Origin of the sequence: Mucilaginibacter gracilis, from assembly GCF_003633615.1 — a bacterium.
GTDB classification, from domain to species: domain Bacteria; phylum Bacteroidota; class Bacteroidia; order Sphingobacteriales; family Sphingobacteriaceae; genus Mucilaginibacter; species Mucilaginibacter gracilis.
The window spans coordinates 2,810,945-2,837,673 of the sequence record NZ_RBKU01000001.1 but is presented as its reverse complement, the minus strand read 5'-3'; the positions used below and the strand labels follow the sequence as shown (position 1 = coordinate 2,837,673).

General features: G+C 41.7%; 18 protein-coding genes. 5 read left to right on the top strand and 13 right to left on the bottom strand.

Annotation, left to right across the window (positions count from 1 at the left end; genetic code table 11):
* Positions 1-25: 25 nt before the first annotated feature.
* The 10 genes from BDD43_RS12150 to dnaE all read right to left on the bottom strand — a co-directional run bounded on the left by BDD43_RS12150 (position 26) and on the right by dnaE (position 14,561).
* On the bottom strand, positions 26-271 hold the full coding sequence (locus tag BDD43_RS12150) for a hypothetical protein (protein WP_147425624.1): 246 nt from the start codon (positions 269-271) through the stop codon (positions 26-28).
* Positions 272-332: 61 nt separating this feature from the next.
* Positions 333-608, bottom strand: coding sequence for a hypothetical protein (locus tag BDD43_RS12145; RefSeq protein WP_121197924.1), 276 nt, complete (start codon positions 606-608; stop codon positions 333-335).
* Positions 609-617: 9 nt separating this feature from the next.
* Entirely contained in the window at positions 618-1,217 is a 600-nt protein-coding gene (locus BDD43_RS12140; protein ID WP_121197923.1) for a sigma-70 family RNA polymerase sigma factor, read from the bottom strand.
* A gap of 206 nt (positions 1,218-1,423) precedes the next feature.
* A complete protein-coding gene (locus BDD43_RS12135) occupies positions 1,424-2,170 on the bottom strand; it encodes a PP2C family protein-serine/threonine phosphatase (protein WP_121197922.1) in 747 nt (248 codons plus the stop codon).
* A complete protein-coding gene (locus tag BDD43_RS12130) occupies positions 2,167-2,814 on the bottom strand; it encodes an FHA domain-containing protein (RefSeq protein ID WP_121197921.1) in 648 nt (215 codons plus the stop codon). The genes BDD43_RS12135 and BDD43_RS12130 overlap by 4 nt, the downstream gene beginning before the upstream one ends.
* 2 nt (positions 2,815-2,816) lie before the next feature.
* Positions 2,817-6,191, bottom strand: coding sequence for an AAA family ATPase (locus BDD43_RS12125; protein WP_121197920.1), 3,375 nt, complete (start codon positions 6,189-6,191; stop codon positions 2,817-2,819).
* A 26-nt stretch (positions 6,192-6,217) separates the two neighbouring features.
* Positions 6,218-9,109, bottom strand: coding sequence for a protein kinase domain-containing protein (locus BDD43_RS12120; protein WP_121197919.1), 2,892 nt, complete (start codon positions 9,107-9,109; stop codon positions 6,218-6,220).
* A gap of 18 nt (positions 9,110-9,127) precedes the next feature.
* Entirely contained in the window at positions 9,128-10,018 is an 891-nt protein-coding gene (locus BDD43_RS12115) for a double zinc ribbon domain-containing protein (RefSeq protein ID WP_121197918.1), read from the bottom strand.
* Complete coding sequence (locus BDD43_RS12110) at positions 9,993-10,628, bottom strand: hypothetical protein (RefSeq protein ID WP_121197917.1); 636 nt, start codon at positions 10,626-10,628, stop codon at positions 9,993-9,995. Before BDD43_RS12110 ends, BDD43_RS12115 begins: the two co-directional genes overlap by 26 nt.
* Positions 10,629-10,973: 345 nt before the next feature.
* Complete coding sequence (gene dnaE, locus BDD43_RS12105; RefSeq protein ID WP_121197916.1) at positions 10,974-14,561, bottom strand: DNA polymerase III subunit alpha; 3,588 nt, start codon at positions 14,559-14,561, stop codon at positions 10,974-10,976.
* A 392-nt stretch (positions 14,562-14,953) separates the two neighbouring features.
* On the opposite strand from dnaE, the gene BDD43_RS12100 reads away from it, so the two are divergent.
* The 4 genes from BDD43_RS12100 to BDD43_RS12085 all read left to right on the top strand — a co-directional run bounded on the left by BDD43_RS12100 (position 14,954) and on the right by BDD43_RS12085 (position 23,931).
* Positions 14,954-20,050 (top strand): translocation/assembly module TamB domain-containing protein, encoded by a 5,097-nt coding sequence (locus tag BDD43_RS12100; protein WP_121197915.1) that lies wholly within the window; start codon positions 14,954-14,956, stop codon positions 20,048-20,050.
* Position 20,051: 1 nt separating this feature from the next.
* The gene (gene tamL / locus BDD43_RS12095; protein ID WP_121201969.1) at positions 20,052-22,343 is read left to right on the top strand and encodes a translocation and assembly module lipoprotein TamL; all 2,292 of its coding nucleotides are present in this window, start codon (positions 20,052-20,054) and stop codon (positions 22,341-22,343) included.
* A gap of 168 nt (positions 22,344-22,511) precedes the next feature.
* Positions 22,512-23,450: a malate dehydrogenase gene (gene mdh, locus BDD43_RS12090; RefSeq protein ID WP_121197914.1), complete on the top strand. Its 939-nt coding sequence runs from the start codon at positions 22,512-22,514 to the stop codon at positions 23,448-23,450.
* Between the two features lie 52 nt (positions 23,451-23,502).
* On the top strand, positions 23,503-23,931 hold the full coding sequence (locus BDD43_RS12085; protein WP_121197913.1) for a retropepsin-like aspartic protease: 429 nt from the start codon (positions 23,503-23,505) through the stop codon (positions 23,929-23,931).
* On the opposite strand, the gene BDD43_RS12080 is transcribed toward BDD43_RS12085, so the two are convergent.
* The 3 genes from BDD43_RS12080 to BDD43_RS12070 are packed head-to-tail and all read right to left on the bottom strand — an operon-like array spanning position 23,926 to position 25,585.
* Positions 23,926-24,615, bottom strand: a complete 690-nt coding sequence (locus BDD43_RS12080; RefSeq protein ID WP_121197912.1) for a hypothetical protein — start codon at positions 24,613-24,615, stop codon at positions 23,926-23,928. The two genes, BDD43_RS12085 and BDD43_RS12080, sit on opposite strands and share 6 nt — an antisense overlap.
* Entirely contained in the window at positions 24,612-25,250 is a 639-nt protein-coding gene (locus tag BDD43_RS12075; RefSeq protein WP_121197911.1) for a hypothetical protein, read from the bottom strand. Before BDD43_RS12075 ends, BDD43_RS12080 begins: the two co-directional genes overlap by 4 nt.
* The gene (locus BDD43_RS12070; protein ID WP_121201968.1) at positions 25,250-25,585 is read right to left on the bottom strand and encodes a PadR family transcriptional regulator; all 336 of its coding nucleotides are present in this window, start codon (positions 25,583-25,585) and stop codon (positions 25,250-25,252) included. Before BDD43_RS12070 ends, BDD43_RS12075 begins: the two co-directional genes overlap by 1 nt.
* A gap of 376 nt (positions 25,586-25,961) precedes the next feature.
* Here BDD43_RS12070 and BDD43_RS12065 point away from each other — a divergent pair, with 376 nt between their 5' ends.
* Positions 25,962-26,714: a hypothetical protein gene (locus tag BDD43_RS12065; RefSeq protein ID WP_121197910.1), complete on the top strand. Its 753-nt coding sequence runs from the start codon at positions 25,962-25,964 to the stop codon at positions 26,712-26,714.
* Positions 26,715-26,729 lie beyond the last annotated feature (15 nt).

Sequence of the window (26,729 nt, the reverse complement as noted above, 5' to 3'; positions counted from 1 at the left end):
CCTTCTCTCGTAAACAAAATTTACCTTACATTTTACTTGTGGTATCTTTCATTTTGCTCATTTGCTTTTTGGCAGGTTTTGCTTTTGCCATTTTACTGTCCATTTTGTCAGCTTTCATCTTGTCCATTTTCATTTTGTCCATCTTTTTCTTGGCCATTTTAGCAGTGTCTGCCTTTAGCGTAGTGCCATTTGTTTTTGCCTGAGCCGAGATGGTGAAACAAGCTATCATCAACACTGCGATAAAGCTTAATTTAAAGTTTTTAGTTTTCATGAGTTGTGGTTGTTTATTTACCTGCTTAGTTGCATGTAGCCACCCCTCCTTACAAACTATTTTAATTTTTATTTAATTCGTTTTCAATCCTGTTTTGCATCTCCTTTTTAACGGTATCACTAAGCTTTATTTCCGGGTGTTGATTATCATTAATCAATTGCTTTACCATTCGGTTAATTAATATACTCTGGCGTTCAAAAGTTTTACATACCGAGCATCCCGCCAAATGCAACCTAAGCTCCAACTGTTCGCGCAGCGATATTGCGCCTATTTGTTTCTTTTCAATCAAAAAGGTTGCTTTACGGCAGTTGTAAGTAATTTTTTTTATCTCGTTCATGTGTTTAGGCTATATCCAGTTTTTTTGAAGGCACGCCCGTAAATTAAGTTTAGTGCGATGAATAATTACCCAAAAATTATTGGGAGTCAGTTTCAATTCGGCGCAAATATTATCGGTATTTGTATCATCCATGTGTTTCATGGTAAAAACTGCCATCCATAGTGCAGGTAGCTTTTGCATACACTTTTGCAGTATTTGAGCAAACTCTTTACTCTCCATGGGGTCGGCTGCCTCCGCGCCGAAAGCTACTGGCCGGTACTCATCGTTCCAGTGGCCCGTTTCCTGGTCAAAAAAGTCTGCCTGTTCCTGCTCTGCATCTGTGGTACTTGTTTGTTGCGACAATCCCGAAGACCTTTTGCGATAAACATCAAACACTTTATTTTTCAGGATAGCGGTTAGCCAGGTTCTTTCGCTGCTACGGCCCTCAAAGCTTTTTACCTTTTGCAGGGCCGCTAAAAAAGTTTCTTGAACCAGGTCCTTAGCAAGTTCGGGGTTGTTTACTCTTGTTAAGGCAAAGCTGTACAGGTAATCTGCATGGGCGGCTACCCATCCGTGCGGGTGGATAGCATTGCCGGGCGAAACAGTAGATGTACTTTGATCTGCTGGCATAGTATACTAAATGGCGTTATTTTTTACTCAATTACAAACAAGTGTTGTAAAACTAATCATTTGCCGCTTAGTCGCCCGCGCCGTTAATTCCTTACAACTATTTTAAATTTATTTTTGGGGTGGTTATTAACACAAATTATTTGCGCTATTAAGATTTTACTATTACGGGCCTACATCAGTACAAAAACCGAGTACTTTAACACATTTTATTGTACCGATGAGATACAAATTTTAATTGCCGAAATATTATCGTTTCCACCATTGGCTATAGCTTGGTTTACCATATCTGCTAAGGGGCTATTCAAACTCAGCATGTTTTCAATCTGCTCAAATTTTAGTTCGTTATTAAAACCATCCGAGCATAGCAACATCACATCGTTATCCAACAGATTAACTTCTTCAAAATCGAAAAATATTGTTTTTGCCCCTCCGCCAAACGCGTTTGCTAATCTGTTTAAAGGTATATTGGCATCGTTTAAAAGGTTACTCAAACTATGGTCGTTTGATAATTGGGCAAGTATACCGCCACGCAGCCGGTACAGTCTGCTATCGCCAATATTAACGGAATAGGCTGCTCCGTTATAAATTAACAAGCCAATAAAGGTTGCACCTAATTGGTAATATGCTGGGTTGGCTTCGCCTTTTGCATTGAGGCCCTCATGAAGCATTTTTATACCCTGGTTAAGGATAGCATAAAGCTGGGTTTTGCTTAAAGAATTGGGCAATTGAGCCGCCAAAGTTTGCATATGATTTACCACAAGCTCACTTGCCACCTCACCTCCCAAATGGCCACCCATCCCGTCGGAAACTGCAACAAAAAAATTTCGCTCGGTAGCATCAATGGTATATTCAACCGCCTCATCACGAATGAGTTGATTACCTATCAATATCATATCCTGATTACTTTTGCGTACCGCGCCAATGTTGCATATAGCCTCTATTGCAAACTTCATAAATGTTGGGTTCCGTTTGTGGGCACAGCATTGCCGGTTGCCACCGACTGATCTGTTTTAACAGCAAATTCAATATTAGCTACCAAAATATAAGTACCATCTTCTATCACAAAAGTTTTACCCGGTACACATTTTACTACATTATTCCAATCCATATTGGTGGTGCTATATTTTGTTCCGTTGGTTGAGCCTAAATCTTCAAAGCTCCAGCCGCCAACAGCCTCATAACGAAAAATAAGGTGCTTGCCGGATATGGCAGAATAAGTTTGTAATTTATCTACATATGGCCCTGTATTTCTTCCAAATACCTCACCGGGCTTTAAATCAATATCGAGGTTAAGCGTATGGTTTATTAATTTTAATGCCGGAATAACGCCATTGCTATTAACAGTTGCAGCAGGCTGGGGCGTGGAAATTTGGGGTACGGCGGTTGCTACCACCTGGCTAAGGTTTTGTGAATTTACGGTTTGTGTGGTGCCTGGCTTTGCGGCAACTAAATTACCTCCGTCGTATTCGCAAAATTTTTGGTTACCCGGTTTGCCGCAGGTTTCGCACAAGTATATTTGTTTACCGCATTGGTCGCAATAAGCACTATCCATTTCAATATCGGCTGTACAATCAAGGCATTTTATGGTGTCTGTCATGGTTAATCAATAAGGTCGGTATAAATAATTTCGTTTATCAAAGGTGTAATATCCGTACCCTGCTGTTTCAATAAACTTAACCTAACGGCCTGTTTTTCCATTGATCGCTCAAATAAATTCCTTACCGATCGCCCGTTGGCAAAATGCTCATCCCTGGTATTGTACATGTTTTCAAAAAGCGCCTGTACCTTGTCGGTATCGGCTTGCGCAAGTGTTAATTCATTTTTTGCAAGCATGCCTTCAAATATGTCGTAAAGTTCGTTCGGCTTGTAATCCTCAAAATTAATCACCTTCGGGAAGCGCGACGCCAAACCTTCGTTAGATGCCACAAAACGATCCATATCACCAGGATAACCGGCTGCAATAACAATAAATTTACCTTTATCATCTTCCATCCGTTTTAATAAAGTATCTACAGCTTCTTTACCAAAATCGTTAGGGTTTCCTTCGGGTATCAACGTGTAAGCTTCATCAATAAAAAGCACGCCACCCATTGCCGAGTCGATTACATCCGAAGTTTGTTTGGCCGTGTGCCCCACATATTGCCCAACCAAATCCTTGCGGTCGGTTTCAATCAATTGGCCAATAGGTAAAACATGCAGTGCCTTAAATATACTGGCCAAAATGCGCGCCACGGTTGTTTTACCCGTGCCCGGCCTTCCCTTAAAAATTAAATGCAGGTTTAAAGCCGTTGCCGAATTATAGCCGGCGGGCTGCCGCATTTTTTGTATTTCCAGGAAACTTATCAGGCTGTTTATTTCATTTTTTACGGCTTGCAGTCCGGTTAAATTGTTCAATTCGGCCAAAATATCGCTTACAGAAACATCCTTGGTAGCCTGGAAAGGTATATCTGCTGCCATAATTGCCAAAGCATCATACGGCAACCCATCATTTTTTTGCTTAATTATTCGTTTTGATTGTATTTGAACAATGTCTTCAAAAGCATTTCTAACGGTGCGGCCATTGGCAAAACGCTTATCGCGCTTTTGATAAACATCTGCCAGGTATTGCTTAACGGTTTGTTGCGCAGCATCATCAACCGAAAAACCGTTTTGTTTTATCATGGATAGCATAATCTGGTTAAGCTCATCAGGCAAATAATCGTCGAACGTTATTTTTTTAGAAAACCTGGAATCTAAACCCGGGTTGCTATTTAAAAAGTCGCCCATCTCTTTAGAGTAGCCTGCGGCAATCACAATAAATTTACCACGGTCGTCTTCCATACGTTTCAACAGGGTGTCAATAGCCTCGCTGCCAAAGCCGCCACCGCCAGAGCTTATTCCTTTTGATAGCGTGTAGGCCTCATCAATAAACAATACCCCACCCATTGCACTATCAATAACTTTGTTTGTTTGTACCGAAGTTTGCCCAACGTAGCCCGAAACCAAATCTTTATCGGTTACCTCTATCAACTTGTCGGACGGTAAAACACCCAGGCCTTTAAATATTTTAGCCAAAATGCGGGCCACCGTAGTTTTGCCCGTACCGGGGTTGCCCGAAAAAACAAAATGCAGGCTGATGCTCATTTTTTTTGTTCCCGATGCATTCCGGAGTTTTTCGCCCTGTAAAAAGTCAATCACTTCGGATATTTCGGTTTTTACCCCGCCAAGACCCGTTAGTTGATTGAGTTCGCTTAAAATCACATCCACTCCTGTAGACAAGTCCGTTTCCTGTTTCGGCACATCCGCTTCTAACAGTATCCTGTCATAATTCTCGGAAGTTGCGGCGCTTATCCGGGCAGCCCGTTTATTGAGTATAGCTTCGTACAAGCTCCTAACATCACGGGCATTACCAAAATCACGGCTTCGCTGGTCAAACATTTCCTGCAATACGGTTGCTGCTTTGGTATCAGCTTCGGGCTGTAATTCAAACCCACCTTTTTTTACAAAACCGCGCAAAATTTGAAGTAACTGTGCCGAATTATAATCGGGCAAGTTGAAAATATTATCCTTTACCCGCGATTTCATTCCCGGATTAGCATCAATAAAATTTTGCATTTGTTTTTGATAACCGGCAGCTATCATAATAAACTTGCCCCGGTCGTCTTCCATTCGTTTTATCAGGGTGTCAATAGCTTCCTGGCCGTAGGTGTCCTGGTCGTTTTGCATCAGCGTGTAAGCCTCATCAATAAATAACACTCCACCCATAGCTTCATCGCAGGCTTTTTGAACCAACAGAGGGGTTTCGCCCACGTATTGGCCGACGAGTTTGCTGCGGTCGGCCTCTATCACATGCCCGCTGGATAGTATGCCCGATGCGGCAAATATTTCGCCGAGCTTTTTTGCCAAAGTTGTTTTGCCCGTACCGGGATTGCCGGTTAATATCATGTGTGCACCAATAATATCGGCGTTACCATTTAATGCTGCATCCTTTTGCTGAATTGCTGTAAGATTGACCAGATTGCGGATGAAACTTTTAACCGAATCCATACCAACAAAATCATCCAAATCCGCGAGTACTTCGGCGGCAGTTTTGGGGATGTAAACCTGGCCCTTAATATCCGTTTCGAGCAACATTTGTGGCGGAAACTGTATATCCAGGTCGGCAAAATGGTCGCTAATCACGTTGTTAACTTCTTTAAGTACCAAAAAACCGCCTTTTCCAATTTTAACAGCCTGTTCGGCATCGCTTTGATTGCGAAACAAAAAAGACAAACGGTTTTTTAGCTTTGCCGAAAAGCTATCCTGCTGGGTATATCGCTGATCCTGAATAGTTTTTTCGGCCAAAGCCACCATCTGATCCAGCGTTAGCACCGGCAAATAAAATTTGAGGTTAAACCTGTTGTTAACCTCGGGGTTTGCCTTTAGGTATTCGCGGAAGCCGTCCTCTTTAGATGCTAAAACAATAATCGGGTCGGGCGGGCGGCTCTCAATCTCGGCGTATAATTTGTCTATCTGTGTTGATTGACCGGGTTGATAACCCGAAGGCACTAACTGATGTACATTATCTATAAAAAGTATGCCGCCTTTGGCATTGTCTATATTAGTTTTAAGGTCGCGTGCAAATTCGCCAAATTCGGCTGCGGCTACCGCTTTTACGGCATTTTGGGTTGTTATGCCATTTTTAAATAAAACAGCACCAAGTGCATTTACAATGGTGTTTTTACCGGTGCCCGAATCGCCAACTAAAATGGTAAACAAATTATGCTTATCATAGCTAAAGCCAGCCTTGCGCATATTAACTGCGGCATTAATTTGCTTTTTAAGCTGCGCCTTTACTTCGTCGAGGCCTACTAAGGCGTCCAGTTCGTCAAACTGGCTAGCGCCTGTGGCACTTACGGTTGATGTTGTTGCAGGTGTACTTACAATAGCAACCCCGCACGACTTACAAAATTTGGCAATAACCCGGTTAGGGCTCTTACATGTTATACACTCCATTATCAATCAATAAAATAACGCAAGGCTTATGCCCTGGCTGGTGCCGCTAACATGATAGGGACGCTCTCATTAAATAATTCATCGTTAATGCGCGCATCGGTTCTTTTATCCAAATCCTTAAGCTTTACATCCTTTTGGCTATTTACCGCCGCCCTGGCATTGTTGGCATTAACCACCCAGGAAGAATTTGAATCTTTTAAAACAGGACGGAGTAACAATGTCGTGAGCGTTTTTCTTACCCTACCAGTCTTAAACACGCTACTGAATATCATCATAAACATTGCAATTACAACGGCAATTTCGAAACCGAGAAGAATGGAACTAAAAACTTCGGAGTTGTTAAACAGTATCAAATTAAAAAGGATAATTAGATAAAATAGAATTAAAGACGATGTTACGAAGAAGATAAATAAGAAATCGTCAAACTTCTTGTAAAAATCTATCTGGGCTTCTACCTGTGTATCTTCAAATTTTTTAAATGTATCAATAATATCTTTTTGGTCTTTTACTCGCTGGGCGTTATACTTTGTTTCAATTTCTTGCTTTTTAGTTTCAACTTGTTTAAGTTTTGCATCAATGGCTGTAATGGCCGGCAAACTTGCAAAAATTGGTGTTACCAGTTGAGCCGAAAAATCTTTCAAGCGGGCGCAATAGGCGTTAAAGCTATCGGAGTTATTTTGGATGTTTTTCAAATCGGCCAAAATATCAGCCGCTATTTTATGGTCAAGTTGTTTAAGTATGGCAACGGCAAGTGCTTCATCTGCCTGTTTAATTTGTTGCAGGGTTTTCACCGTTTTCTCCAGGTTATCTAAGGCATACACCGCAACCGATTTTTGGCTAACCAGGAAACTTACAAATGCCTGGGAAGTAACATCCGAAAAATTTTGGAGGCTAGCATTACCATTGTGAAAGTTAAGCTTTCTAAAACCGGCCATTTGTATAGCAAGCGGATAGGGGTCTATCGGCGCCATATTAATAACCCTAGTATAAATTGCTAAAAAATCGGCCTCGTTAACATTCCCGCTAAATAAAAGTGTGGCAAAAACCGATTTAAGCGAACTGTTTTTGTAATGTGTAAGCCAGTAATCGGCATTACTTATATTTTGAGCGCTATCATCCGAAGTAGCAAACCGCGATAAATTAGCTTGTAATAAATTTGAAAATCCTGCAACGTCTGTTACTTCTTTATCATCGAGCTTAAAGCCGGATACCTGTAGCGTGTAACGCAAGGTTTCTAAATTGCGATGATCTGTATCTGCTCTCCAGGTGCTAATAGCACCGGCCATATTATTATAGGTCATGTCGAGCCATAAAGAAACCTTAGAATCTTTATTGGCTACTTTTGATGCTAAGGTGGTTACAATTCCCAGGTCGGCATTCATCAGGTCCTGTATGTTATCATACTGCTTTTTGTGCATCACCAGGTTATTGTCGTCAAGGTCGAGCACTATTAAGTTTAGAGCCTTTTCCGGTTCAAATTGCGCATAATATTTCTGATACTTTTTTATCCTGTCGTCAAAACCGCGGGTCTCTAAAAATAGGTATAAATTGGCATGGGCTTGCTTCAAATCATCACGATAATGCGCTGCGTTGGCTTCAATGTGCCGGGCTATTTCGGCAACGCTATTACATACTGTACCGTCGTACCCTTTAAATGACCGCTCTTTATCTAAAATGTAAATTGCCTTGGTTACTCCCAATTCGGCATTCTCGGGCGTGTTATTAGGAAACTCATTTTCAACAACATACAGCAAATCGCTATACATATCCTGCGACGATGCTTTTACCCAATCGGGTATAGCCCTGGAATATAACTGCCTAACTGCCCTTTTTCTGTCGCCCTCCATCAGGCGGGCTAATTCTTTAGGGTCATCAACAACTACGTTGTTAAGGTCGTCCCATTCATAAGGCTGAAACGACGCCATTCTGCCGGTTTCGTGTACCTGCACAAATTCGCCGCGCATCCATTTTTGTATTTCCTCGTAACCCCACCTTTTAGGCGGCTCGGTTGTAATCAGTCCCTTAATCAGGTTTTGCACATCATGATCGATACTTGTAGGGATACTTACCCTACCCTCAATCTTGATACGCATCACCATAAATTCGGCCATATCCTTAAACGGATCATGCCCCAGCCAAAGCTCCAGGAAACTAATGCCAAGGGCATAATAATCTACCTTTTTATCAAGCGTGGTTTGGTTATTAATGTTGGTGAATAGTTCGGGGGCGGCATAGGCCGTTGTTCTGTTTACGCTGTTGGTAAAGCGGTAATCGGCACCGGCCTGTAGTGCCGAAGATATACCGAAATCGCCCAGGGCAATTTCGTCCCTCGCGGGCGAACGGAAAAAAATATTTACAGGTTTTATATCGCGGTGAATAATGCCGTTTTGGTGACAAGCATTTAACGCCTCGGCAATAAGTGCTGCATATTTTTTGATAGTATCTACGGATGTAAGCGGCATAGCCGAATCCAGCGTGCCGCCTGTCATGTATTCGCTCAACTCAAAAAAGCGATCCTGGTACACGCCCGAATCAAGCGGGCTCATAATATCGCGCCTTTTTAGGGCGTGCAGCCGGGTAATTATTTCATCTTTTGGCCTATAGTTAGAGAAATAATATTTAAGCACAACCTGCGCATTGCTGCCCTGGAGCAGGTAAATTTCGGCTTCGCCCGAACTGGTTATGTGTTTTATAATTTTAAAATCGTGGCCGTTTAGGTTAATCTGCAAATTTTCGGCAAGGTGAGCAGGCACCGACGACCCGATGATTGCTGATGCGGAAGTATTCCCTCCGCTCTCTACAATGTCGCTTGCCGCAATTCTGCTGGTTGCACCAACTGCCGACTGATCCGGCAAGCGGCTGGTACTGTTACTTTGGTTAGGTATAACACTGTCGTCGCTTATTCTTTGTGTACTCATATCAAATTCCTTAAACTACTATATATCGTGGTAAGTTATTGTCTCTATCTGTTTGCCCTCACTGTAGATCCAGCTGCCGCCATCTCGAGGGCAAGCGCATTGCGACGGATTATCGTGAACGTTACCCGCAAAGTTGCACCTCCAACCAATACGTGTTGGCTTTATGTAAAAAACATTTAATTCGGGCAATGATATTTGAAGGCCGGTATAAAACTTTCGTGCTTGCTGGTTATCAGCAAAAGCTTGTTTTTGCAGTGCGGCTATCTTGCTCTGCAAAGCCTCGCGCTGCTCGTCAATACTTGCCGTTGGGGTATTGGCCACGGGCTGTTGGTTAGATACTTTATCGGTTGCATCAATGTTAGCCTTACCAAAAGAAAACTTTGATACCGCTGTTTTATCTTGCTCAACAGCCTTATTATCGGTAAACTGCTCCTCGTAATTTTGAAGCTGGTTTAACCACGAAGCATCTTGCGGCGGTGCCTGCACCTGTGGCTTAGGTTTGGGGCTTGCAGCCTCCATACTTTTACTGAGTACCTCCATTAACGCCTTTATTTCGGTAACCTGGGGCGAAGCGTTTAATTGTTGCAGGTAGTTTGCCGAATCGCGCGAAACGGGCTGTTTACATTTTGGGCAAAAATCAAATATAGAATGGGTGCCACAGGCCTTGCAAATATTGCCTTCGGGATTATTACCGCAGGTTCCGCAAAATTTTTGCCCTGGTTTTACCGCAGTATAGCAAAAACAGCAATGCCCCTCTAACAACCATGTACCACAATTTTCGCAAATATCGGCCCCGGGAAGGGTTTTATGGCCGCAGTTACGGCACAAGGTAGGGCCCTGGGCCTGCTGGTTATCAGTGGCTATTTGCTGCTGCTTTTGGTAATTATTTTGTTGCTGCTGGCTGTTCATGTTGCTGAATAGGCATTTTGATGTATTTAAAAAACACTTTTTTGTTGTTACCCGAGTTAAGTATCAAAGTATCGCCATTAAGTGCTAAATGATAATACGCCTCAGGATGTTTATCATCCGATAACTGATCTTTTACAGGAGTTTCGAAAGATGCGACTTTAATTTCTCCCGACATCTTTGAATCAAAAGGCACGTGTTTAAAATAATGCATCACATTTTCCCGGTAACCGGCCTTGCTCCAATCTTTAGTAAACATGGTAATGCTATCCTGCGACATGGCATAGGTAGAAGCCACCTTAGTGGTATCTTTCGGTAAGTAATGTGCAATGTAAATGGAGTCTTCAAAAAGTATTACGGTATCTTTAGGTTTAAGGCCAATATAAACGCCGTTATATTGGTGCCTACGCTCTCTCTTACCGTATGTTTGTATTGCACTTGCCCAAAATGTGCCGTGTATAACAAGCAAGCCCGCCACAATACATAACACCATTTTTACAATAAGCCCCTTTGACCGGGGAGCGGGCATTACCGAAATTATAAAAACACCGTAAGAGATTAACAAAAGCGGAATGAGGTATGCCGCTATCTCATATAAAATTATCAATAGCATAAATAATATTTAGTGTGTTAAATATATAATTAATTAGTTATTTATGGTATTTATAAAAAAATTAACACCATTAAGGCACAGAGGATGCATATTAATGGCACACAGTTAATTTAAATAATAGTTAATAAATTTCAACCTATGCGCAATTACACTATCGGTACTAATTAAAAAGTTGGGATTATTTATTTAAGTCGCAAAATGACTATTCACAATAAATCCACTCATAATCAATTGATTATAAATGGATTTATTGTGAATAAGTATCAAGGAATTTAGAGAAATGCTTAAACGAGCGGGATTGCCTTGGGTATGGGCAATACAAACAATCGGCCGTTAAACATTGCTTTAAGCCAAAACCGGCATAGCTTTAGTCAGCATCTTAATTTCTTCCAGCAAATCGTCGCTGGGGTTAACTTTAAATGTTTTGGAAGGCATATCAACCAGGATAGATTCGTCGGCATCTTTTATCTTAAACCGCAGGGTACAATTTTTAACCGGATATTTTTGGTTGTTTGCTGTTACCATTTCTTGCAGGTTGTTTAGCATATCGCTGTTCAGGTCGTTAAGGTTAAGTATTACAGTTAAACTTTTGGTAAACTTATCGCGCATTTCGCTCAACAGGCTCATTTGGGTTATGTTTAAATCCCAATTGCCCTCCTGGCGAAACTTCTCGATAATGTTACCCTTAACGTGGATAAAGCAATCTTCCATCAGCAAGTTTCTGAATTTGATATATTCATCGCCAAAAAGGGCAAATTCGTAAGAGTCCAGGTAATCTTCCAAAACAAAGGTGCCAAATGGTTTACCTGTTTTGGTAGTTTTATGCTGAACCTTTGTCATGATGCCGCCAATACTTAATTCGGACGACGTGCGGCGCAGGTTGTTAAAAGCTATTTCGGTTTCCTCGCCGCCTTCTTTGTTTTTCATCCTTTGCAGCAACTTTAAATCGGCAACGGTGTGTTTGCAAAAGCGTTCCAGCTCTACCTTATAATTATCAAGTGGGTGCCCGGTAAGGTAAATACCGATAACCTCTTTCTCGTATTTCAGTTTTTCAATCAGCGGAAATTCCTCGGCATCGGGCATGGTTGGCTCAGGAATATAGGATGCCACCGACCCGCCAAATAAGTTTGACTGCGAACTGCTTTGCGTGTTTTGATAGTCATTGGCATATTTTGTTAAACGCTCAATACCGCTCAAAACACCATTTTCGGTTTTAGCGAAAAACTGAGCACGTTTTAAGTTAAAACTATCAAAGGCGCCGCTATAAACCAAATTTTCGTACGATTTGCGGTTAACAGCCTTTACTGTGGAGCGCTGGGCAAAATCGTAGATAGATTTAAAAGGGCCATTACTTATCCGTTCGTCAATAATACTTTCCACGGCTTTATCGCCAACACCCTTAATTCCGGATAAGCCAAAACGGATGTTGCCGCTGCCAACTGCCGTAAACAATACTGATGATTCGTTTACATCCGGCCCCAAAACTAGCGTACCCATGCGGCGGCACTCTTCCATAAAGAAAGATATTTTCTCCATGTTGTTCTGGTTGTTCAATACCGCGGCCATGTATTCGGCAGGGTAATGCGCCTTTAGGTAAGCCGTTTGATAAGCCACCAGCGCATAACACGTAGAGTGCGATTTATTGAAGGCATATTGTGCAAAGGCTTTCCAGTCGTTCCAAATTTTGGTCAGTTTATCTTTGGGGTGGCCTTTTTCGGTGGCGCCGCTAACAAACTGAGCTTCCATTTTATTTAAAATCTCAATTTGCTTTTTACCCATCGCCTTCCGCAAAACGTCGGCATCACCTTTACTAAAGCCTGCCAGCTTTTGCGATAAAAGCATCACCTGCTCCTGGTACACGGTAATACCATAGGTTTCGGCCAGGTATTCTTCCATATCATCCAAATCATAAGTAATGGGCTCCAACCCATGCTTACGCTTAATAAAGTTTGGAATGTACTCTATCGGCCCAGGGCGGTAAAGTGCGTTCATGGCAATTAAATCCTCAAACTTATCGGGTTTCAGGTCGCGCAGGTACATTTGCATACCATCACTTTCAAACTGGAAGGTACCGTTGGTATCGCCGCGTTGGTAAAGCTCGTAAGTTTTAGCATCGTCAAGCGCTATATAATCAATATCAATTTCAACGCCGTGGTTTTGCTTAATCATCTTTAACGCACCTTTAATAATGGTTAAAGTTTTAAGCCCCAAAAAGTCCATTTTAATAACCCCGGCATCTTCAATTACGCGGCCATCATATTGGGTAACCAGCAAATCCGAGTCTTTGGCAACGGCAACGGGTACAATGTTGGTTAAATCGTCGGGCGCAATAATAACGCCGGCGGCGTGTACACCCGTGTTACGTACCGAGCCTTCCAGTTTTTCGGCGGCCTTTAGTACCTGGGCGCGCAAGTCGTTGCCGGCTAATATGGCTTTTAACTCGGGCACCTGCTCTATGGCATCTTTTAAGGTAATGCCCAGGGTATCGGGCACCAGCTTTTTCATGGCGTTCACTTCGGATAGCGGCATATCCAGCACCCGGCCTACATCCTGTATACTGGTGCGGGCAGCCATTGAGCCATAGGTGATAATTTGTGCTACCTGGTTTTTGCCGTATTTATCAACCACATAATCAATCACCTTTTGGCGACCCTCATCATCAAAATCGGTATCAATATCGGGCATTGATTTACGATCCGGATTTAAAAACCTTTCGAAAAGCAGGTTATACTTCATCGGGTCAATATTGGTAATGCCCGTACAATAAGCCACCACCGAACCCGCCGCCGAACCACGGCCAGGGCCAATAAACACGCCAATATCGCGCCCATGCCTTATAAAATCGGCCACAATTAAAAAGTAGCCAGCAAAACCCATTGTACGGATGGTAAAAAGCTCAAAATCTATCCGCTCCTGGTTTTTGAGGGATATATCTCCGTAGCGTTCCTTTGCACCGGTATAGGTTAAGTGCTTTAAGTATTCCCATTGGTTTAGTACATCGCTTTCGGGGCCGTTGTGTATTTTAAACTCGGGCGGTATCGGGAAATTGGGCAGCATAATATCGCGCTTCAACTTCAACACATCCACCTTATCAACTATTTCGTTGGTATTATCTAACGATTCGGGCAGGTCATGAAACAGTTTACCCATTTCGGCCTGCGTTTTAAAATAAAACTGGTCGTTAGGGAAACCGAAGCGATAGCCCTTGCCACCTTCTTCGTCGGTTGCTATAGGCGTGCTTTGCATATCGCCGGTATTTACGCAAAGTAAAATATCGTGCGCATTACTATCCTGCTGATCCACATAGTGCGAATCGTTAGAGCAGATCATCTTAACATTATACTTTTTAGCATATTTGGTTAATGTTTCGTTGATGATGCCCTGTTCCATTATCTCGTGCCGCTGTAGCTCGATGTAATAATCTTCACCAAAAATATCAAGCCACCACTTAAATTCGTTTTCGGCCTCCTCTTCGGTACCCTTTAAAATAGTTTGCGGCACCGATGCACCAATACAACAGGTGGTAGCTATGAGCCCCTTATGGTATTGCAGTATCAGTTCTTTATCAATACGCGGCCATTTACTGTACAAACCCTCCATGTAACCCAGTGAACATAGCTTGATGAGGTTTTTATAACCTTCGGCGTTTTTTGCCAAAAAGAGCTGGTGGCGGCGCACGTCTCTTTTTTCTTTGGTAAATTGTTTTTTATGCCTGTCGTCAACCACATAAAACTCGCAGCCAACTATGGGTTTAACATTATGCTTACCGGCCTCGGCCACAAACTTAAACACGCCAAACATATTGCCGTGGTCGGTAATGGCCAAGGCTTTCATGCCATCGGCGGCGGCTTTTTTATAGAGTTTACCTATATCGGCGGCACCATCCAATAACGAAAACTGAGTATGTACGTGTAAATGCGAAAAATCGGGCATGGTAAAAAAATCTGATTCACTAATATCCTAAGCGGATAACAAATTTACCAAAAAACCCCTGCTAAAGACAATGTTGTTGAAAAATACGGTATATCTTTATGCAAGCGAAATGAAACTCAGGCTATTTATATATCCTCTTTTTTTGCTTATCAATACGGTGCTTTTTTTTGCGCAATTAAATTGAAATTTCTCATATTAATAAAAATGTATGCTTTAAAGTACAAAACACACATTTTGCTTAAAACAACTTTCCCAAAGTGTTGTTGAAAACTTAGCTTGCGGCCTTAAATGGTAGTAAACTGATATTCAGCGCAGAAATTCGAAGCATTACTTTTACAGACGGATCCGGAATATCTAACATAAAGCATCAACTATAGAAAAATTATACAAAATTGGAAAAATTCGGACGCTTAGCCCTCAAAACGCTTCTGTGGATTATAGGAGTAGTTATTTTCCTTGTAGTACTGGTGCTGGTTTTGATACAGGTACCCGCTGTGCAAAATTATGCCAAAGATAAAGCGGTAAATTTTTTACAGGGTAAAATAAAAACGAAAGTTAAAATTGACCGCCTAAGCATCGACTTTCCTAAAATGATAGTTTTGCAGGGTGTTTATTTTGCCGACCAAAAGGGCGATACCCTCTTAGCCGGAGATAAACTAAAGGTTGATATTGCCATGCTGCAACTGCTACACAAAAAAGTAGTGGTTGACGAGATTAACTTAGAAGGCATTACAGCCAACATAACCCGCACACCCGATAGCCTTTATAATTACAGTTATATAATGAAGGCCTTTATGAGCGGGCAAAAAGAAGAACCCAAACCCGCTGATACCACCTCAACGCTCAAGTTTTCGCTTGATAAGGTTATACTCGATAAAATTAACATCAAATATAAAGATGCCATTAGCGGTAACAACGTGGCGTTTTTGCTGGGGCATTTTGATACCCGCATTAAGGATTTTGACCTTGATAAGATGAAGTTTAACATCCCGAAAATTACCTTATCGGGATTTGATGCCAATATCATTCAGGCACCTGCCGGACCGCAGGTAGCTGCCGCGCCCGATACTGCAACCAAACCCCTAAACCTTACTTTAAATTTAGGCACTATCGATTTTTCAAAAATAAACGTGGCGTACCAGGGCGGCGATACTAAAACCAAAGTTAACCTGGGCAGGCTTTTGGTTGAAATGGATAAGATAGACCTTAAAAACCAAAATGTGGTTGTTAAAAACATTCAGTTGGAAAACACCAATGGTATGTTATCGTTGCTAAAGCCCCAAAACGTTCAAAAAGCTGTGGTTAAGGCAATAAAAAAAGCCGATACCTTAATGGCTTCTGCGCAAAGCGGCAAAAGCTGGTCGTTGGTTTTAAACAAAATGAGCTTGGTTAACGATAATATTAAATTTGATAACGAAGCGCAAAAAGCTATGCCTAAAGGTTTGGATTTTGGGCATATGGATATTCATAACCTAAACGCCGACGCTCAGGATATTAGTTACGATGCAACCAAAATAGCCGGAAGAATAAATGCTTTTACTTTTAGCGACAAAAGCGGCTTAAAGGTTGAAAAATTTCATACCACGTTTTTATACGGCGAAAAGCAATCGTACCTGAACGATTTGTATTTGCAAACACCTTACACCGTATTGCAGGACCAGGTACAGATAGCTTACAAATCGCAAGCAGATATGACCAAAAACCTGGGCGAACTACGGGTACATGCCAACCTAAACGGCAGCAAACTGGGCCTGCGCGATGTTTTGATACTGATGCCAACTATGGCTACCATGGAACCCTTTAAAAGTTCGCCCAATGCGGCTTTCAAAATTAATGGTAAAGTAAACGGGCAGGTTAATAATTTAGATATTCCTACCCTCGAAATAACCGGCCTGAGCAATACCCACATCAAAGCATCGGCTACTTTAAAAGGCTTGCCTAATATGAACATAGTTTATTTTGATGTAAAAATAAATGATTTTACTACCAGCGCTGCCGACATTAATAAACTTGCCCCGGCAGGCAGCATTCCGTCAAGCTTCCGGGTTCCGGCAACTATCAACGTCAAGGGCACTTTTAAAGGTGGAATTAAAAATTTCACCACCAATCTTAATCTGCACACCAGCGATGGAAACCTTACGGCAATTGCCGGGCTAAATACCAGCAAAGGCGGCATGAGTTACACCGCCGATTTAAAGGCCGACAATTTAAATGCCGGCAGATTGCTTAAACAAGAAAAAAATGTAGGAAATATAACCTTAACGGCTAAGGTGAAGGGATCGGGTACAAATTTAAAAACTGCCGTAGCCCAATTTAGTGCCGATGTGGTAAGTGCCGATATACGGGGTTATCGTTATCAAAATTTGGTAATGAGCGGTAAAGCTAATCGCGGTATCATCACCACAGTTGCCCGCATGAAAGACCCTAACATCAGCTTTGCACTCAATGCCAAGGCAAACGTGACTAAAAAATATCCGTCAATTAACATGACGCTTAATGTAGACAGCATCAATCTGCAAAAGCTGCATTTTGCTAAAGATGATATGCGTTTTCACGGAAAGCTGATTGCCAATATAGCTACCGCCGATCCGGATTATTTGAATGGGGATATTAAATTAACCAATATTCAATTGGTAAACAAAGGCCAGTTAATTCGCATGGATTCGGTACTGGTAATAGCAACTGCTAATGCCGATAGCAGTACCATGCGCTTAAAAACCGATATGCTTACTGCACACCTGGCCGGTAAATATAAATTAACCGAAATTGCGCCTGCCTTGCAGGATGTGGTTAACAAATATTTTAACACGTCCCCGGCAAATGCTAAAACGGTAAAAGTAAAATATTCGGCACAGCAATTTACTTTTGAGGCCAAGCTGGTAAAAACCCCACTGTTTAAACAATTTGTGCCCGATTTAAAACAACTTGACCCGGTAATTATAAAAGGCAGTTTTGATAGCCAGGCAGGCAAACTGGTGGTTGATGCTTCGGCGCCCAGGGTGGTATATGGTACCAACTCCATCAATAATCTTAAATTTAATATTAATACCAATAATGCACTTAATTACAGCTTAACTGCCGATCAGATCAAAGCTTCGCAGGTTAACCTGCTGTTTGCAAGCATTACCGGCAACGCTCAAAACAACAAGCTTACTACGAGTTTGCAAATACGCGATGCCGGCAAAAAAGAACGTTACCGCATAGCAGGGGTACTAAGCACTACCGATGGCGAATTTTCGTTCAGCTTTTTGCAGAATGGCTTACTGCTTGATTATACGCAATGGGCGGTTAATGCCAGTAATGCACTGCAATTTGGAAACAAGGGCATTATGGCTAATAATTTCACCATTAGCAACGCCAACCAAATATTAAGCGTAAACACATCGCCGCAGCAATACAACGGGCCGCTAAATGTTGATTTTAAGAATTTTAAAATAGAAACCATTACCAAACTTGCCGATCAGAGTTCGTTACTGGTGGGTGGCGTAATTAATGGCACGGCCAATGTAACCAATCTCAATAAATCGGCAACCTTTACCTCCGATATCAACATTACCGATTTCAACTTTAAGAGCGATACCCTGGGCAATGTTGCGCTCAAGGTAAATAACCAAACAGCCAATGCATTTGCCGCCAACGTAGCCATTACGGGCAAGGGCAACCAGGTTAATTTAGATGGTTATTACTATACCGATAAAAGCAGTTTCGATATGAACCTCAATATTGCTAACCTTAACCTTAAAAGCGTCGAGGGGTTCACTTTTGGTAACATGAAACAGGCCAGCGGTGCTATAAACGGCAAGTTAAAAATAACCGGTACTACCGATGCCCCAGCCGTGCGCGGCGACATTAACTTTGATAATGCGGCTTTTAATGTTTCGATGATTAATTCGTACTACAAACTGCCTAAAGAAACCATCACTTTTAACGACGATGGCATTTTGTTCCGCGATTTTACTTTGGTTGATTCGGCTGGAAACAAGGCCATTATTGCGGGTACTATTTACACAAAGACCTATAAAGACTATAAATTTGGGCTCGATATAACGGCTGATAACTTTAGGGTATTTAACGCCACACAAGCCGATAATAAACTTTATTACGGCCAGGTTTACATTAATAGCCGCATTAAAGTACGTGGCGATATGAATAAGCCTATTGTTGACGGAACCCTTAAAATTAACGACAAAACCAAGCTTACGGTAGTACTACCGCAAAGCGACCCAGGAGTTGAAGAGCGTAAAGGCGTGGTTGAATTTGTAGATAAAAAGAAAATAATTGCCGATTCGGTATTTAAAGGAAAATTGGATTCGCTAAAACGATCGAGCCTTACCGGGCTTGACGTGGCTATGAACATCACCGTTGATAAAAACGCCGATTTTACCATAGTTGTTGACGAAGCCAACGGCGATGTGGTACATATTAAAGGAGATACACAATTAGCCTTAGGTATAGACCCGAGCGGTAAAACCAGCTTAACAGGAACGTTTACTGTAAATGAAGGCTCGTACGATCTGTCGTACCTAACCATTAACCGTAAATTTACCTTTAAGCAAGGCAGCACCATAACCTGGCAAGGCGACCCAACAAGTGCAACTTTAGATTTGACTGCTATTTACATAGCCAATGTAGCACCTATAGATTTGGTTGATAACCAATTAACCGACGAAAGCCAGCGCACCATGTACAAGCAAAAGCTGCCCTTTAATGTGCAGCTAACGCTCAAAGGCGAATTGCTGAAACCCGATATTACATTTGGCATTGTGCTGCCTGCAAATACCAATTACAATGTATCTGCCGATGTACTATCTACCGTAAACAATAAGCTGGACCAGCTAAGGCAAGACCCTAACGAGCTTAACAAACAGGTATTTGCAGTGTTATTGCTTAACCACTTTATTGGCGATAACCCATTACAAAGCCAGGCCGGCGGAGAAGGAATAGAGGGCCAGGTACGGTCAAGCGTGAGCTCGCTCCTCTCCGACCAGTTGAACCAGTTGGCGGGTAATTTAATTGAGGGCGTTAATTTAAACTTCGCGCTGCAATCGGGTACAGATTATTCATCGGGAACAGCCCAAAACAGAACCGATTTGAATGTTGGCCTATCCAAACAGTTTTTAAACGACAGGCTAACCGTTAGCGTAGGCAATAACTTTAACCTGGAGGGCCAGCAGGCTAACGAAAAAGCAACCAACATTGCGGGCGATATTTCGGTAGGATACAAACTAAGTAAAGATGGCCGCTACATGATACGCGCTTACCGTAAAGACCAGTACATTGTTGTGCAGGGCCAGGTTGTTGAAACAGGCGTAGGTTTTTCGCTCACGGTAGACTATAACCGCTTTAGCCAAATTTTCAGGCGCAAAACCAAAGAAGAAAAACAAATGATAAAAGATAATAAGCAACAGGATAAAAAGCAAAAAGAGCAAGATAAAGCCAAAGAACAAAAAGCGCAGGATGATAAGCAACCACAAACAGCAACCAAGTAACATGAAAAGGCACTTACCCTATATACTTTTGCTGGCCTTTATTTTAAACGCTTGCAGTAACACCAAGTATTTGCCCAATAACCAAAAGTTATATCTGGGTGCAACCGTTAAGGTAACCGATAAAAACATCAGCAAAAAAGATGCTAAAGCAGTTGTAAGCGAACTGTCTGATTTAACGCGGCCCAAGCCCAACGCCTCCATTTTAGGTTTGCGGGTTAAGCTGTACCTGTACAACATCAGTAAAGGCAAAAAGAATTTTATTTCGCGCTTTATTAACAAGTGGGGAGAGCCGCCCGTTTTATGGAGCACGGTTGATGTGGATAATAACGCCACCATATTACAAAGCCGTTTGCAAAACGAGGGTTACTTTCATGCTATGATTACGCCCGATAGCGTTATCAAAAACAAAACCGCCAAAGCGGTTTATAATACCGTAACCGGCCCGCCATTTAAAATAAAGAGCATTACCTTCCCAACCGATAGCGACAGTTTAGATACTGCCGTTGCCGGAATATCAAAAAAATCGTTATTAAGGGTGGGCGATAAATACAACTTTGATGTGATAAAAAACGAACGCCTGAGGATAGATGCGCGCCTTAAAGAAGAAGGCTTTTACTACTTTTCGCCGGAGGATATATTAATACAGGTTGATAGCACCAATGCGGGCCCCTACCAGGTAAATTTATATGAAATAGTGAAACAAGAAACGCCCGACAAAGCATGGGATATTTATACCATGAATAAAACGTATATCTACCCAAGATATTCGTTAAAAGACACGGCTGCCAAGCTCGATTCGGCCATCCATTATAACGATTATTACGTGATCGACCCTAAAAACACCATTCATCCCTATGTGTTTCAAAATGTAATAGCACTGCACCCTAACGAGCCTTATAACCGCACGCACCACAACCAGGCACTCAGTCGTTTTATCGACATCGGTCCGTATAAATATGTTAAAAACCGGTTTGATATTTCGCCTAAAGATACCTTAAAGCTGGATGCCTTTTATTATCTCACTCCTTATCCTAAAAAATCGCTGCGGTTTGAAACGCTACTCCGTACCACATCGGCCAATTATAACGGCACGCAGGTAAATGTTAGTTGGCGCAACCGCAACGCCTTTAAAGGTGCAGAGCTACTCACCGTAACCTTAATGGGAAGTACCGATGTACAATTTGGCGGGCAAAATAATGGTTACAACGTGTATCAAACCGGTATACAAACCAGTTTAACCTGGCCCCGGTTTATTTCGCCTTTAAACATCAATACCAACAATGGTTATTTACCGCGCACCCGGCTACAATTGGAATACGATTTAACCCGAAGGCTAAAATTGTATACGCTAAACTCGTTTAGTGCATCGTGGGCGTATTTATGGAAACAAGATGTGCATATTAGCCATGAGCTTAACTTGTTTGGCTTTACTTATACCAATGCTGCCGATATTACCAAAGAATACCAGGATAGCATTATCCATACCCGAAACCCATCGTTAAAACACGTAATTGATAACCAGCTTACTTTTGGCCCAAGCTATAGCTATACTTACACCAATACCACCGAAGATTACAAACAAAACACTTATTACTACAATAGTAAAATTGGACTATCGGGCAATATATTAGGGTTGGTAAGTGGTGCCGATACCTTGAGAGGTAAAGCCAAAAGTATATTTGGCACCAATTACAGCCAATATGTAAAAGTAGAGAACGAGTTTCGCTTTTACCATAAGCTCAATGCCAACACCAAGTTTGCCAACCGTATAATTGTTGGTGTAGGTTTACCTTACGGCAACTCCACCATAATGCCTTACAGCCAGCAGTTTTTTATTGGTGGTGCCAATAGCTTACGCGGCTTTAGGGCGCGCAGCGTAGGCCCCGGCAGTTACTTTCCGGATGCAACTATCACCAACGGCTCGGGCTTTATTCCCGATGAATCGGGCGATATTAAGATAGAGGCCACTACTGAATACCGTCCTAAACTGTTTAGCATAGTATATGGCGTTATATTTTTAGATGCCGGTAACGTATGGCTGTTAAACTCAAATGGCTCACAACCGGGTGGTGCGTTTACCCGCAAGTTTTTAAACGATATGGCTGTTGATGCCGGCCTGGGCCTGCGTTTTGATTTAACGGTACTGGTGCTGCGCACCGATTTGGGTTTCCCCCTACGTAAGCCATGGTTGCCAGATGGACAGCGCTGGGTAATTAACCAAATTAATTTTGCCGATGGCGGCTGGCGAAGCAATAACCTGGTTTTTAATTTAGCTATCGGTTACCCGTTTTGAGCTTAGTTATGGGTTGATGGAGTTAACAGATTACCGGAAGAGGGCGTTAATATTAAGGCTACGTTTGCAATTTTTTAGTACTAACTATTAACACAATAACTTACTAACTGAATAACTAAATTATTATCTTCGGAACAGTAAATATCAACCAATAAATTATAACCAAACATGAAGATAACCGTAATTGGAGCAGGCGCCGTAGGTGCTACCTGTGCCGATAATATTGCCCGCCGTGAATTAGCCGAAGAACTGATATTGTTAGACATCCGCGAGGGTTTTGCCGAAGGTAAGGCCATTGATATGATGCAAACCGCTGCTTACCTTGGTTTTGATACCAAGATAACCGGTGTTACCAATGATTATGCTGCCACTGCCGATTCGGAAGTGGTTATCATCACATCCGGCCTGCCCCGTAAACCGGGAATGACCCGCGAAGAACTGATTGGCACCAATGCAGGTATTGTAAAAAGCGTTACCGAAAACGTTTTAAAACACTCGCCAAACACCATCATCATTGTAGTATCCAACCCTATGGATACCATGAATTACTTAACGCTTAAAACTTCGGGCTTGCCTAAAAACCGCATTTTAGGGATGGGCGGTGCTTTAGATTCGGCACGCTTTAAATATTACCTAAGCCAGGAACTGGGCTGCTCACCTGCCGATTTAAACGCCGTTGTAATTGGCGGCCACGGCGATACCACCATGATTCCGCTGATTGCGCACGCCACCTGGAACAGCATCCCGGTAACGCAATTGCTAAGTAAAGAACAACAGGATAAAATAGTTGCCGCAACCATGGTTGGCGGTGCAACACTAACCAAACTGATAGGCACATCGGCATGGTATGCGCCTGGTGCAGGTACCGCAGCTATGGTTGAAAGCATTGTTAGGGACGAAAAGAAACTGATTTCGTGCGGAGTAGCCTTAGATGGCGAATATGGCCAAACAGATATTTCGCTGGTAGTACCCGTGGTATTGGGCAAAAGCGGCTGGGAAAAAATTGTTAATTTTAAACTAACCGAAACCGAGCAAGCCGAATTTAACAAAAGTGCCGATGCGGTACGAAATATGAACCAGGTTTTGAAGGATAGTAACTTTATATAATTTTCAGCATGACATTTCGCCACCCCGGCTAAATGTTATTTTTTGTTTTTTAATGAGAATTACCATCCCGTTACAAATTATTGAACTGCAAGACGACGGCTTCCACCCACTGGTGGAAGTTGTTGTTTTTGGCAAACCTTTTATTTTGGTGCTGGATACAGGCGCATCAAAAACAGCATTTGATACAAACCTCTTACAGCAAGCCAACGAGGAAACTATCTTTTCAAATTCGGATAGGCTTTCAACCGGCCTGGGCACTAATACGATGGCTTCCTTTACCACTACTATTCGGGATATGCGCATCGGCAAACTTAGTATTGCCGCATTTGAAGTTGCCGTGCTTGATTTATCGGCCATTAACATCGCTTATAGCCAACTCAATAAACCACAGGTATTGGGCGTTTTGGGTGGAGATATTTTGATGAAATACGAAGCCCTTATAGACTATAGTAAAAGCGTGCTGAAACTTAAAAAACTATAGGCCGCTTATTAAATGGTATTTTTCGTCAAGTTCCTTACAATTTTTAATAGCAATTTTGCGTAGTTTATTAACGGTGATAAATAGCAGCACTACAAAAACCACCATCACCCCGAAAATAATACCGGATTGACCTGTACTTACCAAGCGGTAAAGCTTAAACGAATTACCAAGCACATTCCACAAATTGAATAACACACAACAAATAACCAGATAAAAATTACCCATGCGCATGGTAAGCAACTTGCTATACTTTTTATATTTTAACTCATACCGGGTGCCGGTTATTACCAATGCAATAAAAAACCCTATAAGGCCGGCAGTAACAAAGCCCTGCGGATTGTTTATTGCAACATACGTTCGGTAAAATAAGTAAATAAAAGCGGCCATAGCCGGCAGGTACTTCCAGTTGAGGTACGATAAAAAGATAGTTTTAAAAAGCTTGAAATACTTTTGCTGTAGCGAATTAATGAGGGCATCTTCAAACACGCTAAAACCCATTACACCAAACTCGGCGTGGGTTATGCCAATGGCTTCATCTAAATTAAGCTCCGGGCTCTCGGTCATTAATTCCTCCACCCTGCTGGCCACATGGTCAATAATCTCAAGCTGAACATCGGGATAAGTAAAGCCGCGTTTGGCTATAAATAGCTTGATGTGGTTAATTTGTTGGGCGGTAAGTTTCATTGCGCTATATTGATATGGTATTCTTCGCGGTAAAGCCTAAAAAAGCCCAATACATAAACACTATAGCACACAAAAATAAACAGCACCACCGACCCATACAGCACATAATTAGAATTTAAAAAATTTACAAAATTTAATAAACTGTTAGAAAGCACCGCCGCAATAAAAATGTAATTATCCTTTATTGATTGCTTTTGGTAAATATCGTACCGCCACGCTTTGTATTTGCTTTCCAGTTTTTTAAACAAAACAAATAAAATAGGTGCCAGGGCCAAAGCAACCGTAACCAGTTTTAAATACCTCCTATACGCCGGATTAGCGGCAATAAAATAACCGGCAATAGTTATAGCTAAAGTAAAAATAATAACCGGCCAGTTAAAAAAGTACGCCATATTTAGCCCATGCTTTTTACGCATAACTTTAAATAATAATTTAGCGCGGGCTTTTTCCATCGCCTTTAAATTGGCATAACTACCAAATTCCTGTTCAATTATCTCGTCGGGGCCGTTATAGTAGTCAGCCGCCTCTGCCGTTGATATCACATGGTCGTAAACCTCGTCAAAGGTTTCTTTAAACTTAACCGTATAGTTCAGCTTTTCCTTAATCAAGGCCTCCTGTTCTTCAGTCAATATCATTATAGTGCCGGTTTAAGGTTTAATAACGCCTGTAGCTGCTCAATAAATGCCTGAGCTTCATTTAACTTACCTGCCACCTGATTACCCCCTTGCTCGGTAAGCCTGTAATATTTGCGCACACGGCTATCAACAATTTCGGTTGTAGTTTCCAGCATACCTTCTGCCTCCAGTTTGTGCAGAGCCGGATATAAAGCACCTTCGGTTAGCTTAATCTCGCCGGCAGTAATTTCTTTCACCTTTTGTGTTATTTCGTAACCATACATTTGCCGGTTATCTTCCAGCAGTTTCAAAATAATAGTTTGCAGCGTACCTTTTAACAATGGGTTTGTACTCATGGGTACAAACATAAATAAATTTACATACATAAGAAAATTATGTATGTAAATTTAAAAAGAGCCAGTTTACATACCGCGTATAGTTTAATCTGTTTTAGTTTATAAAGCATAATTAACCATTGTTAAGCGTACAATAATAACTATTAGTTAATATTACACACTCAGGTTACCGCACATATCCTATTTTGCCCATTTTAAACAATCTGCAAGCTTATTGTAACATTTTTTATATATTTAGGGTGTTGTATTATTGGCATGATTACATCGTGATTAAATGTTAGTTATGCTTTTTTACCCCACTGTTTTAAGTTAGGTGTAATCAATAATATGAACACATTTTTATTGGAGTGCTTTTATTAGTGCTCATTAATTTTTTATGAAACAACCCCCTATATTAATTCATAAAAAAACATATTACTTAATTGTATTTGTTTTTTTTGCGGTTACTTTATTCAACCTGCAAAGCGGTTACGCACAGCAGGCCGATTATTATTATCAGCGTAATAATACAGGAATAAGGGTAAACGCAGGTATTGGTTTTACCACTTTAGTAACGCACTTTGCCAATAGGCCGCTTAATGAAGCATTCCTTTTTGGCGGCGATTACGATTTTAGTGCTTATTTCTCGGTAGGCATTGAGGGCCAGTTTGGCACATTGCAGGGTAGCGACGAATCGCACAATATGTATTACCAAAGCAGCACCGATCAATATTTTGCAAGCACGGCCAATATCAGGCTGGCCCCTATCGGCGCACTTTTTTCTGATGGTAAGGCACATCACGACTTTCAGGAATACCTTTACCGCCTTTACCTTGGCGTAGGTATAGGCGTAATAAATGTTCAAAACACGCTTGAAAAAGCAACAAACCCACAAACACCCGCCTTCGGCACGGCTGTTCCTAACGGTACATACATGGTTATTCCGTTTAATTTAGGTACTGTAATTGATTTGCCCGGCTTATTTGGGCGGGACAGAATATCGCTCAACCCCAATTTCCAGGTAAACTATGTTAATTCAACTTACCTTGATGGCTTCCAAACCGTAAAGTCGAGCTTAAGTTTATACCGCATGATCTCGCTTAAAGTTAAATTCAAATTTTGGCCAAAACCTAAGCCGAGCCTGTTTTAAGTTATATTATTTATA

Coding starts and splice junctions, on each gene's coding strand:
- BDD43_RS12150 (WP_147425624.1), bottom strand. CDS start 271: ATGAAAACTAAAAACTTTAAATTAAGCTTTATCGCAGTGTTGATGATA.
- BDD43_RS12145 (WP_121197924.1), bottom strand. CDS start 608: ATGAACGAGATAAAAAAAATTACTTACAACTGCCGTAAAGCAACCTTT.
- BDD43_RS12140 (WP_121197923.1), bottom strand. CDS start 1,217: ATGCCAGCAGATCAAAGTACATCTACTGTTTCGCCCGGCAATGCTATC.
- BDD43_RS12135 (WP_121197922.1), bottom strand. CDS start 2,170: ATGAAGTTTGCAATAGAGGCTATATGCAACATTGGCGCGGTACGCAAA.
- BDD43_RS12130 (WP_121197921.1), bottom strand. CDS start 2,814: ATGACAGACACCATAAAATGCCTTGATTGTACAGCCGATATTGAAATG.
- BDD43_RS12125 (WP_121197920.1), bottom strand. CDS start 6,191: ATGGAGTGTATAACATGTAAGAGCCCTAACCGGGTTATTGCCAAATTT.
- BDD43_RS12120 (WP_121197919.1), bottom strand. CDS start 9,109: ATGAGTACACAAAGAATAAGCGACGACAGTGTTATACCTAACCAAAGT.
- BDD43_RS12115 (WP_121197918.1), bottom strand. CDS start 10,018: ATGAACAGCCAGCAGCAACAAAATAATTACCAAAAGCAGCAGCAAATA.
- BDD43_RS12110 (WP_121197917.1), bottom strand. CDS start 10,628: ATGCTATTGATAATTTTATATGAGATAGCGGCATACCTCATTCCGCTT.
- dnaE (WP_121197916.1), bottom strand. CDS start 14,561: ATGCCCGATTTTTCGCATTTACACGTACATACTCAGTTTTCGTTATTG.
- tamL (WP_121201969.1), top strand. CDS start 20,052: ATGAAAAGGCACTTACCCTATATACTTTTGCTGGCCTTTATTTTAAAC.
- mdh (WP_121197914.1), top strand. CDS start 22,512: ATGAAGATAACCGTAATTGGAGCAGGCGCCGTAGGTGCTACCTGTGCC.
- BDD43_RS12085 (WP_121197913.1), top strand. CDS start 23,503: ATGAGAATTACCATCCCGTTACAAATTATTGAACTGCAAGACGACGGC.
- BDD43_RS12080 (WP_121197912.1), bottom strand. CDS start 24,615: ATGAAACTTACCGCCCAACAAATTAACCACATCAAGCTATTTATAGCC.
- BDD43_RS12075 (WP_121197911.1), bottom strand. CDS start 25,250: ATGATATTGACTGAAGAACAGGAGGCCTTGATTAAGGAAAAGCTGAAC.
- BDD43_RS12070 (WP_121201968.1), bottom strand. CDS start 25,585: ATGAGTACAAACCCATTGTTAAAAGGTACGCTGCAAACTATTATTTTG.
- BDD43_RS12065 (WP_121197910.1), top strand. CDS start 25,962: ATGAAACAACCCCCTATATTAATTCATAAAAAAACATATTACTTAATT.